The following is a 12,225-nucleotide window of genomic DNA, read 5'->3' as shown; positions in this document are numbered from 1 at the left end:
CGCACGCCGGCAGAACGCCAACGGCCAACAGCAACAGGCAATCCCGAGCAGTCATGCGTTGATGATGAGACAGGCCGCACCCAGTGCGCAAAGCATTTTGGACATGGGAATGGGCCCGCTCGGTGGGCGGGCCCATTCCCTACTAGGGAGGAGTTACATCCAGTGAGTGCGCTGCGCTCTAGCCCGTCGGCTTGCCGCCGTCTGAGCCCAGTTTCGCCTTCACGGTCTGGCCGGTGGCCGAACCGCGGTTGAAGGTGATCGTGACTTCCTCGTCCGGGCGGTGCGAGCGAACCGCGGCGACCAGCGCGTCCCCTGACGCGACCGCCCTGCCGTTGACGGCGGTCACCACATCGCCCGCCTTCAGTCCGGCCTGGTCCGCTGCACCGCCCGGCGTCACCTCGCCGATCTTGGCCCCCTGCTGGAGCCCGTCGGTCGACTCCGCGTCGCCCACCGTCACGCCGAGCCTCGCATGAGTGGCCTTGCCCTTGGCCACCAGCTCGTCGATGATCGGTTTGGCCTGGTCGATCGGAATCGCGAAGCCCAGGCCGATGTTCCCGCCGGCGGATTGTCCCGATCCGCCCGCGGTCTTGATCGCGGAGTTGATACCGACCACCTGGCCGGCGAGGTCGATCAGTGCGCCGCCGGAGTTACCGGGATTGATGGCGGCATCGGTTTGTACGGCGGGAAAGACGGTCGTGCTGTCCCGCCCGTCCCCGGAGGACACCGGCCGGCCGAGCGCCGACACGATGCCACTGGTCACGGTCGCCTCGAGCCCGAACGGCGAACCGATCGCGACCACCTGCTGGCCGACCTGAAGTTTGCCGCTGACGCCGAGCGTGGCCGGGGTCAGATCCTTGGCGTCGGCCCGGATCACGGCCAGATCGGTCAGCGGGTCGGTACCGACGATGGTGGCGGCGATCGTACGACCGTCGTTCAGCATCACCGCGATCTTGCCGCCTTCGGCCGCGCCGGCGACCACGTGGTTGTTGGTGACGATCAGCCCGTCCTTGCTGATCACGATGCCCGAGCCGGACGAAGCGCCCTGCGCGGTCATCACGCCGATCTTCACCACCGACGGCAGCACCTGCGCCGCCGCCTTCTGGATGGATCCGTCCGGCGCGGCGATCGGCGCGGCCTGGCCGCCGGTCAGTGGTGAGGTCACTGACGGGCTGGAGCCGGCCGGCTCGTTCGTTGCCGAATAAACGGCCGCCCCTGCCACTCCGCCGGCCGTCCCGACCAGCAGTGCGGTGGTGGCGACCAGGGCCAGGCCCCGGCGCTTCGCCTTGTTCTGTGGCGGCGGAGCGACCGGGGACTGCCCTGACTCGCCCACGGGGCCGGGTTGCCCGACCTGACCCTGTGGTGACCAGTACGGCTGGCCCGGGGACGTCCCCTGATACGCCCCGGTGTTGCCGTACTGCCGCGCGCCCTGCGTGTACGCACCCTGCCCGTATCCGCCCTGCTGTGCGTACTGCTGCTGAGCGTGCGGCCCAGACCCGAACTGCCCCGATCCGTACTGCCCGCCGAAGGAGGGCTGGCCGGAACCGGTGGTCGGCAGTGGCTGGGTGGCGCCGTCCGACGGAGTCGAACCGAAGGACGGCATGGACCCCGGCTGCGGTTGACCGGAGGGGGTCTGTCCGGCCGGGGTTGCTGATGAAGCGGAGCCGGCGGCCTGAACGTCGTCCCCCGGCTGGTTCTGCTGCGGCTGCTTCTCGGTCATGGGTCAACCATGCTGGCCGGACCTGAGAACGGCCTGAAGATCCCTGCAAAGCCTCCAAAGACTTCTATGAGGAACTCATGAACCCCGCGCCGCGACAGTCTGCGCCTCGATGCCCACCACTCTGCTCACACCCTGGCCCTTCGGCGGCAACACGAGCACGACCTGCAGCAGTTCGGTAGCCGTGAGGAAATTGCGGTACCCGTGCCCCTTCGGCGCGAGGGCGAACGCTGCGCCTCCGGTCCAGCGAGAGCGCCGGTTGGCAGGCACCGTCATGACATAGACAACCTTCACGGTGACGAAGACCAGGTCGACCCCGCTGGCGGTATGCAACGCCACCGGTTTCCCGACCGGCACGGCGACGGTATCTCTGGCCAAGTCGCCGCTCTTCGCAGCGGGTGCGATCCTGCCCCGGTAGTACTCGGTGTACTGCCGTGCGCTGCCGCTGAACGCGAGCCGCTTCCCCACTGAGGCAGTCGTACCGCTGCTCAGATAGCGGCATAAGATAGCGACAGCCTTGGTCGGAGTGGCGGTGAGCCGGTCGAAGTCGGCCTGGGCCGCGGGCCGCAGGCTGCTGCTGTTCTCGAGCGAACGGCCGTCCGGACCGCCGAGGGACTGCCCGATCGACTCCCAGCCGAGGTTCAGCGAATAGGTCCACCGCCAGGGCGAACCCGCGGTTCTCCGCTCGGCCAGACCGACGATATTGCCGCCGGGGCTGCTCGAGGGCGCCTCCGTGATGAACCGCATCGGGTACGTCGCGGCAGGCGTGGTGCCCACGAACGGCACATCCAGAGCGAGAGGGCGAGGCTTTCTCTTCAGCACCCGGTTCACCTTGTGCGCGGCGAGCCGCTGGGTCAGCAGCGAACCGGCCGCCACCGTCCGGACCAGCGAGTCGTCGTACGTCGTCTCCGCGCGGTTCCGGACCGCGACGAATCGCTGCAATTCTTGCTGGGCGGCGGGCACACTGATCGCTGCCCTTGGCGCCGCGGGTGTTGTCGGTGCTGTCAGGGCCGGTTTCACCGACGGCGTGGGCGTCGGCAGCGCGGACGGTGTGGCGCTGCAGGCTGTTCCGCTGCCGAGAGCCAGTACGGACAGCCCGGCCACGAGTGCTCGGATGGGCATCGGGGCATTCTCCCGTCGGGTCACGGGATCGTCCAGACGAGGCTCAGCGGGAGGTGCGGGGTTTGAAGGGGCGTGACGGTGGTGGGGTGGGGGCCGGCTGGCGGGTTTGGGCGGCGGCGTGCGGGAGCCAGAGGGTGAACTGGGCGCCCATCGGAGGAGCGTTGCGGGCGTAGATCATGCCGCCGTGCTGCTCGGCCGCGTGCTTCACGATCGCCAGGCCGAGGCCGGAGCCCGGACGGCTACGCGCCTCGCTGGAACGGTAGAACCGCTCGAACACGTGCGGCAGATCCGCCTCCGCGATGCCCGGGCCGGAGTCCGTCACCGTGAGTACGCCGTCCAGCAGGCGTACGACGACGCGGCCGTCGGGCGGGCTGTACTTCGCGGCGTTGTCGAGCAGATTCGTGACCGCGCGGCCCAGCAACCGCTCGTCGCCCCAGACCGGGAACGGCATCAGCTGTACGTCCCACTCGGCCCCGGGCGCGCGGCGCCGTACTCTGCTCACCGCGTCCTGGACCACGTTCGACAGTTCGATCAGCTCGTAGCCGCGGTTCTGCGGGGTATCGCGGGCCAGCTCGGTCAGATCGCCGATAAGTGCGGTCAACTCGTCCATCTGCGCTCGCACGTCGTCCAGGAGCTGGCGCCGGTCTTCCGGGGAGAGCCCGCCACGCTGGTCTGCCTGGGCTAGCAGGTCCAGGTTGGTCCGGATGCTCGTGAGTGGCGTCCGGAGCTCGTGGCCCGCATCACCGACCAGACGGCGTTGACGATCCTGGGACTGGGCCAAGGCGGCAAGCATGGCGTTGAACGCTTGAGCCAGCCGGGAGATCTCGTCCGTACCAGTGACGGGGATAGGCCGCAGTTCCGCCGTACGGGCGACGTACTCGGCGGCACCGGTCAGACGGGCCAACGGGCGCAGGCCGGACTGGGCGATCGCGTTGCCGGCCAGGGCGGCTCCGATCACGCCGATGATGCCGACGGCCCACAGGACGACGCCGAGGTTGTGCAGCGTCCGGTCGATCGAGCTGAGTGACTGCGCCACGACCAGCGCGCCGGGCTGGCTGAGGGAGGGATCGCATTCCTCCTGTCCGAGTCCCGGCGGGCAGATCGGTCCGGCAGCGACCGCGGCCACCCGGAAGTGCCGGTCGTTAGGACTACCGACCGAGCGAACATTCGGCTTGCTCTGGTTCTTCGCGACCGCGACCTCTGGTTCGGCGATTGGCGGTTGGTAAGTTCGCGACATGACGTAGGCCTGGCTGTCGGCCAGCACCAGGCCGATCAGCTGATCGCTCAGGCCCACCATGTCGGGCAGGATCTTCTGCAAGTTGTCGGGTTCGGTCAGCTCGCCGGACCGCACGGCGATCTCGGCGCGGCTGACGAGGCTGTCGTCGAGGTTGCGGTACATCTGCTGCCGCACGGTCAAGTACGCCGAGATGCTGACGATGGCGACGGCCAGACCGACCGTGACGGCCGCCAGCAGGGTCACCCGCGCGTGCAGGCTCAACCGCTGCTGCTTGTGCTGCCACCACTCCTGCGCGCGCTGCGACCGTCCCGGCGCTTTCGGCACCGGCGCTTTCGGCACCGAAGGGTTCGGTATTGAGGGAGGCTGACCGCTCACGGTGGGGTATCCCGAAGGACGTAGCCGATGCCGCGCACGGTGTGGATCAGCCGCGGCAGGCCGTCCACCTCGGTCTTGCGGCGCAGGTAGCCGATGTAGACCTCGAGCGAGTTGGCCGTGGTGGGAAAGTCGTATCCCCAGACGGCGTCGAGAATGACGGCTCGTTCGAGGACCCGGCGCGGATTGCGGATCAGCAGCTCGAGCAGGGAGAACTCGGTCCGGGTCAGCGTGATCGGGGTGTCACCGCGACGGACCTCGTGCGCGTCGACGTCCATCACCAGGTCGCCGTACTGCAGGATCTCGCCGCGGGTGGCGCCGTCGCCGGCGGTCGTGGTCCGGCGCAGCAGAGCGCGGAGCCGGGCCAGCAGTTCCTCCAGCGCGAAGGGTTTCGTCAGGTAGTCGTCGCCGCCGGCGTCAAGACCGTCCACCCGGTCGGCGACCGCGTCACGGGCGGTGAGCACCAGGATCGGCACGTTGTTGCCCGCGGCCCGCAATGCCTTGGTGGTCTCCAGTCCGTCCAGGCGCGGCATCATCACGTCCATCACGACCACGTCCGGATCGACGTTGCCGATCACCGCGAGCGCCTCGGCGCCGTCGGAGGCGGTCACCACGTCGAAGTCGTTGAACTCCAGCGAACGGCGTAGCGAGTCCCGCACCGCGCGGTCGTCGTCCACCACCAGTACCCGCATCGTCGCTCCCGTGATCGCCCGCGCCCACTGTCAGGCGTCCGCGTAACGAGATTAGGCCGTCGGGTTGAGAAACGGCTGAGAACCCGCCATGAGTCCGTCGGTCAGGCCCCAGCCGGCCCCAGCCGGCCCCAGTCGAGGCCCAGTCGAGCCCCAGTCGAGCCCCAGTCGAGCCCAGCCGAGCCCCAGCCGGGCCCTGGCCTGGCTCTTCGGTCGAGGGCGCGCACCAACGTTGGAGAGGTCCGCAGGCCGCAGCCGACCACTGCCGGGAGTGGTCTGTATCACTACCCTGAGGGTGACCACGTCCCGTTAGGAATTGGATCCGCCATGGCCGCCGACTCCACCGTCCGCCGCGTTGCCCTGCTCACCGCCGGCGGGCTCGCGCCCTGCCTGTCCTCCGCCGTGGGCGGACTGATCCAGCGCTACACCGAGGTAGCGCCCGACGTCGAGATCATCGCCTACCTGAACGGGTACCACGGACTGCTCAGCGGCCGGTACCTCGAGATCACGCCCGAGGTCCGGGAAAAGGCCGCCGTGCTGCACAAGTTCGGTGGCAGCCCGATCGGCAACAGCCGGGTGAAGCTGACCAACACCGCGGACCTGGTCAAGCGTGGCCTGATCGCCGACGGCCAGAACGCGCTGCAGGTGGCCGCCGAGCGCCTCGTCGCCGACGGAGTCGACGTACTGCACACCATCGGCGGTGACGACACCAACACCACCGCCGCCGACCTCGCGGCGTACCTGCAGGAGCACGACTACGACCTGACCGTGGTCGGCCTGCCGAAGACCATCGACAACGACGTGATCCCGATCCGGCAGAGCCTGGGTGCGTGGACCGCGGCGGAGCAGGGCGCGATCTTCGCCCGCAACATCATCGCCGAGCAGAGCTCGAACCCGCGCATGCTGGTGGTGCACGAGGTGATGGGCCGCAACTGTGGCTGGCTCACCGCCGCCACCGCCGAGGCGCACCGCGAGTGGGTCAAGGCGCAGGAGTGGAACCCCGGGATCGGCCTGAGCGCCGACCGCTGGGACGTGCACGCGGTTTACGTGCCTGAGGCAACGATCGACCTGGACGCCGAGGCCGAACGTCTCAAGGCGGTGATGGACCAGACGGACTGCGTCAACATCTTCCTGTCCGAGGGCGCCGGCGTACCGTCGATCATCGCCGAGATGGAGGCCCGCGGCGAGGAGGTCGGCCGGGACCCGTTCGGCCACGTGAAGCTGGATACGATCAACCCGGGCCAGTGGTTCGCCAAGCAGTTCGCGGAGCGGATCGGCGCCGAGAAGACGATGGTGCAGAAGAGCGGTTACTTCAGCCGTTCGGCGCCGGCCAACGAGCGCGACCTCGAGCTGATCAAACAGTGCACCGACTACGCGGTGGACGCGGCCATGCGCCGGGAAAGCGGCGTGGTCGGCCACGACGAGGAGCGTGGCGACGAACTGCGCGCGATCGAATTCCCGCGCATCGCCGGTGGCAAGGAGTTCGACCCCACCGTGCAGTGGTTCACCACCCTGCTCGCCGAGATCAACCAGCCCCAGGGCACCAAGGCCTGAGCCAATTCCATGACGGCAGTGCGGGCTCCGGCGATCAGTTCCAATAGGTCGTCGGAGCCGGCGCGACGCAGACGTTGACAGGTCCAGCTGGTCGGCCGTAGCGGCCCTGGTGATGCCACTGAACGACCTGGCGGTTCCTGCTGACGGACAACGATCCTGGCCGTCAGCTGGTTGTAGGGCGACTACCGGCTTTTGGTGTGCCCACTACCGAGTTTCTGCGCGGCTACCCGGTTGCAGCCAGGTAGTCGCGCAAAAACCTGGTAGTGGACTCCGGGATTGTCTTCGACTGCGCGTCGTGCCGCTTGTTCCGAGGGCCGACGGTCGGAATCGGGGGTGGACCCGTCAGATCTCGCACGTCGACCCCCGACTTCACAGGCCGACCCGGCGAATAGGCGAGCGCCGAACAGTGGCTCAGGTCGACACAGCGGGTCACGCCCGTTCTCAGGGCGAAGCCAGGACGCACCTAGTTCCAGCGCCTGGGATCAGGTGCGGAGGTGGGTGATCCAGGTTTCGGCGGCTTTTTCGATTAGGTCGAGTACCTCGTCGAAGCCGGCGTCCTCGCCGTAGTAGGGATCCGGTACGTCGGTGGCGTCGTACAGCTGGATCGGTACGGTGCCCGGGTGGCGCTGGAGGGACTCCAGGTGGCCCGAGTCCATCGCGAGGATGAGATCGCGCTCGGTGCGCCAGGAACCGCGGAACTGGCGGGCGCGGTGGGCGCTGCCGTCGTACCCGCGCCGGGCCAGGGCGGCCGCGGCGCGGGGGTCCATCGGATCGCCCGCGTGCCAGCCGTCCGTACCGGAGCTGGTCACCACCACGTCGTCGATCCCCGCCTCGGCGAGTTTGGCGCGCAGCACCACCTCGCCGATCGGGGAGCGGCAGATGTTGCCGGTGCAGACGATCTCGACGTACCGGGTCATGGCCGGATCAGACCTCGGCCTTGTCCGGCAGGACCAGGTTCAGCAGCATGCTGACCAGGGTGATCACCAGGGCGCCGAGCAGCGCGGCGACAAAACCGTCGACGTGGAACTGCACGTCGAGCTTGCCGGTGATCCAGGACGTCAGCAGCAGCATCAGCGCGTTGATCACGAAGATCAGCAGGCCCAGCGTGAGGATGATGAACGGCAGGGACAGCAGCTTGGCGACGGGTTTCACGACCGCGTTCACCACGCCGAAGATCGCGGCCACGATGACGAGGGTGAGCACCCGGCGGGAGGTGGTCGAACCCTCCAGCGTGATGCCGCCGACGACCCAGCTCGCGACCGCGAGCGCGATCATGTTCGCGATCAGCTTGATCAGCAGGTTCTTCATGCCCCGATCCTTCCACGCCGTACGGCGAACCTGGTGGAGGTCTGGTGTCTCGTGGCCGAACTTCGAATACGGGCCACTACGGCTCGGGCAGGGCGATGGCCTCCAGCAACGACTCCTCGGCGCCGGCCAGGTGCTGCCGCAACTCCTCCACCGCCTCGTCCAGGGCACCGCGCTGGACCAGCCGGACGAGTTTGCGGTGCGAGGCGATCTGCTGTTTCGCGTCCTGCCGGAGCGCGTCGACCCGGGCCAGGGCCAGCCGGGCCTCGCCGGTGATGGCGTCGGCGGTCGCGATCAGCCGGGCGCTGCCGGTGAGCGCGACGAAGCTGCGGTGAATGGCCAGATGGGCCTCGGTCATCGCCTCCGGGTCGTCGGCCCGGCCGGCGATCACGGCGAATTCCTTCATCGCGGCGCCGACCCGCGCCCGGGCGGTGTCGTCGGCGTCGTGCCAGGCCCTGATCCCGGCGGACTCCAGGACGAACCGGGCCCGGCAGATGTCCGCGACGGCCGACGGGTGCAGCATCGCCACGCTGACGCCCTTGTTCGGCTCGCGCACCGCCAGGCCCTCGGTGACCAGCATCGTCATCGCCTCGCGCACGGTACTGCGGGCCACCCCGAGCGCGGCGGCCAGCGGTTGCTCGCGCAGCGCCGTACCCGGTGGCAGCTCGCCGTTGAACATCGCATGGCGGAGGGCGTCGACGACCCGGTCCACCGTGCTCGAGCGATCCACCCGCAGGCTTTCGTACATATCCCGATTGTCCCTTGTGCGGGCGCCGGTGTCCCGCAATGGCCGCTCGAGGCCCTGCCGGAGGTGCTGCCTGTGGATGATCGGCCCGGCCTGTGGATGACGGAGATGCCGATGACCCAGGAATCCGGCACTCTGTTCCCATGCGTCTGTGGCCGCCCCCTCCGCCCGCCGAGGCACTCCTGACTTGGATCCGTCATGGGTGAGAACAAGTTATTCGTGATCCTGGCCGGTGTGGCCACGATGGTGCTGCTGCCGTTGATCATCGTGATCGCCCTGATCCTGGGGGCCATCGGCGGCCTGGACGACGACGGCGAGGCCTGTGTCTCGGGACCGCCCGCGAACAGCACCTTCGGCTTCCCGACCGCCGCGGACAAGCGCGGCGTCAAGGCCGGCTACAACCAGCAGAAGCATCCGGCGATCGACTACGACGTGCCCGAGGGCACCGAGGTGATGTCGATCGCCGACGGCGAGGTCACCAAGGCCGGCACGGACGAGATCCGGATCAAGCACACCGGCGGGTTCGAGAGCCGCTACAAGTGGCTGAAGGAGTCCAAGGTCTCCGACGGTGACAAGGTCACCCGCGGCAAGGTGATCGCGCTCTCCGGCTCGCACGACGAGGACGATCCCGGCGCGGACGGCCAGCACCTGCACTTCGAGATCTGGCTGAGCGACGACTCCGAGGTCGACGCCGCCGCGATCGACCCGGCCGACCTGATGAGCGAGGGCGGCGACTCCGGCGGCGGTTGCAGCTGTGGCGGCTCCGGCTCGGACACGCTGGTCGGCACGGACAACGTGCAGAAGTCCTTCAACTACTTCGTCGGCAAGGGCTACACCCCGGAGCAGTCGGCCGGAATCGTCGGCAACATGATGTGGGAGTCGGGCGTCGAGCCGATGCGGCTCCAGAACACTCCTCCCGGCGCCAAGACGCCCGCGAGCCAGGCCGCTGGTTCCAGCCTCGGCTGGGGCATCGTGCAGTGGACTCCCGCCGGTAAGTACATCAACGCCGCGCGGCGCGATGGTGCCGACGACGCGAAGATCGAGTCACTCGAGCACCAGCTCTGGTTCCTGAACGAGCAGCTCGAGGGGCGTACGTCGTCTCCCGAAGGTGCTGCCGGCCGGGCCATGAAGGCGGCTCAGTCACTGGAGGACGCGACCCGCGCCTTCGGCGGTAAGTACGAGCGCTTCGGTGGCCACGAGAACCCCAACGAGCCCTCCTGGGCGAAACGCATCGCCTACGCCCAGGACGTGCTGGGCGCCAACGGCGGAGCCGGAGGTTGCGGAGGTGCGGGCAACGGCGACATCGTCGCGACGGCGCTGACGCTGGCCTGGAAGAAGAACGTGCCGAACTCGGTCGCGAAGAGCGCCGCCACCCAGGCGTACCAGGACGCGATGCCCAAGTACAACGGCAGCACCGGCACCGACGAGTGGAGTGACTGCGGCGTTTTCGTCGCCACCGTGGTCGTGATGAGCGGGGTCGATCCGGACTACCCGCCCCGGGGTACCGGCGTCCAGCTGGACTATCTGCAGGGCCGGGGCAGCTCGAAGTGGGAGACGATCCGCTTCACCGACACGAGTCAGCTCAAGCCGGGCGACATCCTGATCATGAACCGCGGCGGCGGCATCGGGCACACCTACATCTACACCGGCAAGATCGACTGGGAGGATGGCGGCAACTACAACGGCGTTTCCGCCTCCCTGCACGACCGGATCCCGGAGCCGACGGTGGCTCAGGTCGAGCCCGACTACTGGATCGCCCGGTCCAAGACGAGCCCCAAAGCTTAGGAGCTGTGGCAGATGCTGGAGGATTACCGGCGCGGCTGGATGATCGCCGGAGTGGTCGGCGTGGTCCTGGTGGTGCTGCTCGCGGGCTACCTGGTCTTCCGGCCGGGCCCGAAGTCGAAGGTGACCTTCCACTCGATCCCGGGTGATCTGGTCCTGCGCGTCGACGGCAAGGTGAAGCCGGCCAACGGCACCACCGAGATCCGTGAGGGCGTGCACGAGCTGACCGCCGAACGGAACGGCTTCGGCACCATCACCCGCCAGATCGAGGTCCGCAACGGCGAGCCGCAGGAGTTCGACATCTACCTGGACGCCACCGGGCCCGAGGGGCGCCGCTGGTTCCAGGACAATCCGGAAGCGGCCATTGAGGCCGAGGGGCAGGGCAGCCGCGACTTCGAGCGGAACTCCGCGCGCAAGGCCGAGAAGTACCCGTTCATGACGCAGCTGCCGCGACTCACCCGCGAGTACCGGATGGACTACGGCCTGTCGAAGGCCACTCCGAACGATCCGATGGCGGTCGCGTTCTACATCAAGCTGTACTTCCCCGAAGGCAAGAAGCTGGCGCTGGACTGGCTTCGCTCCCAGGGCGCCGACCCGGACTCGATGGAGATCATCTACCGGGCGGGCTGACCCAGCCGGAACCCCCGTTCGAGCGCAGTTGCGATCCCCGGTTGACGCCGGGGTGGGCTGAGCCGCACACTTCCTGATTGTCGGACAATCAGGGAATCCGTCAATCGGGTTCAGAGTCTTGTGGGGTGCTTATGGGTCAGCCGCTGGCTTGGGGTCGCCGTTATCTGATGGTGCGGCCGGACCACTTCCGGATCGACTATGTGATCAACCCGTACATGTCGACCCAGGACCAGCCGGACCCGGACCGCACGATGGCGCAGTGGGAGTCGCTGCGGCAGGCGATCGTCGAGGCGGGCGGTGCGGTCGAGGTGCTCGCGCAGCGCCCGGACTCGCCCGACATGGTCTACGCGATGAACCTGGGCCTGGCCATCGCGCCGGGCAAGGTGATGCTGTCGCACATGCGGTTCGAGCCGCGCCGGGCCGAGTCGATCGACGCCGCCGCGTGGTTCGCCGCCAACGGGTTCGACGTCGCCCGGACCGGGATGGACGGCGTGGGACCGACGTTCGAGTCGGGTGACGCCTTCGTCTTCGGTGACAGCCTGGTGGTCGGTTACGGACCCCGCACGGATGTCGAGGCGCTCAAGCACCTCGCCACCGAGTGGGGTGTCCGGGTCCGCGGGCTGCACATCGCGCACGAGGGCATGTACCACCTGGACCTGCCGTTCTGCCCGGTCGACAGCACGCACGCGATGATCTACCCGCCGGCCTTCGACGAGCCCAGCCGGGCCGCGCTGGCCGGGATCGTGCCGGATCCGATCGTGCTCACCGACGAAGAGGCCTTCGCCTTCAGTGGCAACTCGATCGTCGTGAACGACACGATCCTGATGCCGGCCTGTTCGCCGCGACTGCGCGACATCCTCACCGGGCTCGGCCTGCGCGTGGTGGTGCTGGACCTGAGCGAGTTCCACAAGGGTGGCGGCTCGATCCGGTGCCTGACCAACCCGCTCGACTTCGAGCTGTCCGCGGCCGCCGTGCCCGGTGGCGAGGTCCTGCTGTCGGTATGACGCTGTTGTCTCATTCGAGACCGCATGTGTCACAACACACTGTTCTACCCGGGCGGCGGAGGGGTTAGCCT

At 68.4% G+C, this 12,225-nt stretch carries 11 protein-coding genes; 4 read left to right on the top strand and 7 right to left on the bottom strand.

Annotated features, from left to right (window positions below; all coding sequences use genetic code 11):
* Positions 1-178: 178 nt before the first annotated feature.
* The 4 genes from ACFFGN_RS12100 to ACFFGN_RS12085 all read right to left on the bottom strand — a co-directional run bounded on the left by ACFFGN_RS12100 (position 179) and on the right by ACFFGN_RS12085 (position 5,137).
* Positions 179-1,717: a trypsin-like peptidase domain-containing protein gene (locus ACFFGN_RS12100; protein WP_380046561.1), complete on the bottom strand. Its 1,539-nt coding sequence runs from the start codon at positions 1,715-1,717 to the stop codon at positions 179-181.
* Positions 1,718-1,792: 75 nt separating this feature from the next.
* The gene (locus ACFFGN_RS12095; protein ID WP_380046559.1) at positions 1,793-2,836 is read right to left on the bottom strand and encodes a DUF8094 domain-containing protein; all 1,044 of its coding nucleotides are present in this window, start codon (positions 2,834-2,836) and stop codon (positions 1,793-1,795) included.
* 43 nt (positions 2,837-2,879) lie between these two features.
* Complete coding sequence (locus tag ACFFGN_RS12090; RefSeq protein WP_380046557.1) at positions 2,880-4,412, bottom strand: sensor histidine kinase; 1,533 nt, start codon at positions 4,410-4,412, stop codon at positions 2,880-2,882.
* A 32-nt stretch (positions 4,413-4,444) separates the two neighbouring features.
* Entirely contained in the window at positions 4,445-5,137 is a 693-nt protein-coding gene (locus ACFFGN_RS12085; RefSeq protein WP_380046555.1) for a response regulator transcription factor, read from the bottom strand.
* 324 nt (positions 5,138-5,461) lie between these two features.
* On the opposite strand from ACFFGN_RS12085, the gene ACFFGN_RS12080 reads away from it, so the two are divergent.
* Positions 5,462-6,688 carry a pyrophosphate--fructose-6-phosphate 1-phosphotransferase gene (locus tag ACFFGN_RS12080; protein ID WP_380046553.1) on the top strand — a complete coding sequence of 409 codons (1,227 nt, stop codon included), beginning with the start codon at positions 5,462-5,464 and terminating at the stop codon, positions 6,686-6,688.
* Positions 6,689-7,170: 482 nt separating this feature from the next.
* Here ACFFGN_RS12080 and ACFFGN_RS12075 read toward each other — a convergent pair whose 3' ends face one another.
* From ACFFGN_RS12075 to ACFFGN_RS12065, 3 genes are all read right to left on the bottom strand, one after another.
* Complete coding sequence (locus ACFFGN_RS12075) at positions 7,171-7,605, bottom strand: low molecular weight protein-tyrosine-phosphatase (protein WP_380046551.1); 435 nt, start codon at positions 7,603-7,605, stop codon at positions 7,171-7,173.
* A 7-nt stretch (positions 7,606-7,612) separates the two neighbouring features.
* A complete protein-coding gene (locus ACFFGN_RS12070; protein WP_380046549.1) occupies positions 7,613-7,996 on the bottom strand; it encodes a phage holin family protein in 384 nt (127 codons plus the stop codon).
* Positions 7,997-8,072: 76 nt separating this feature from the next.
* On the bottom strand, positions 8,073-8,741 hold the full coding sequence (locus tag ACFFGN_RS12065) for a GntR family transcriptional regulator (protein ID WP_380046547.1): 669 nt from the start codon (positions 8,739-8,741) through the stop codon (positions 8,073-8,075).
* A 195-nt stretch (positions 8,742-8,936) separates the two neighbouring features.
* On the opposite strand from ACFFGN_RS12065, the gene ACFFGN_RS12060 reads away from it, so the two are divergent.
* The 3 genes from ACFFGN_RS12060 (at position 8,937) to ACFFGN_RS12050 (ending at position 12,154) form a co-directional block, all read left to right on the top strand.
* The gene (locus tag ACFFGN_RS12060) at positions 8,937-10,523 is read left to right on the top strand and encodes a phage tail tip lysozyme (RefSeq protein ID WP_380046545.1); all 1,587 of its coding nucleotides are present in this window, start codon (positions 8,937-8,939) and stop codon (positions 10,521-10,523) included.
* 12 nt (positions 10,524-10,535) lie between these two features.
* The gene (locus ACFFGN_RS12055) at positions 10,536-11,150 is read left to right on the top strand and encodes an S-layer protein (protein ID WP_380046543.1); all 615 of its coding nucleotides are present in this window, start codon (positions 10,536-10,538) and stop codon (positions 11,148-11,150) included.
* Positions 11,151-11,281: 131 nt separating this feature from the next.
* A complete protein-coding gene (locus ACFFGN_RS12050; protein WP_380046541.1) occupies positions 11,282-12,154 on the top strand; it encodes a dimethylarginine dimethylaminohydrolase family protein in 873 nt (290 codons plus the stop codon).
* Positions 12,155-12,225 lie beyond the last annotated feature (71 nt).

Origin of the sequence: Kribbella deserti (assembly GCF_042434725.1) — a bacterium.
Taxonomy (GTDB): domain Bacteria; phylum Actinomycetota; class Actinomycetes; order Propionibacteriales; family Kribbellaceae; genus Kribbella; species Kribbella deserti.
Note: the sequence above shows the minus strand (reverse complement) of the source record. Positions and strands in the feature narration are given on the sequence as shown.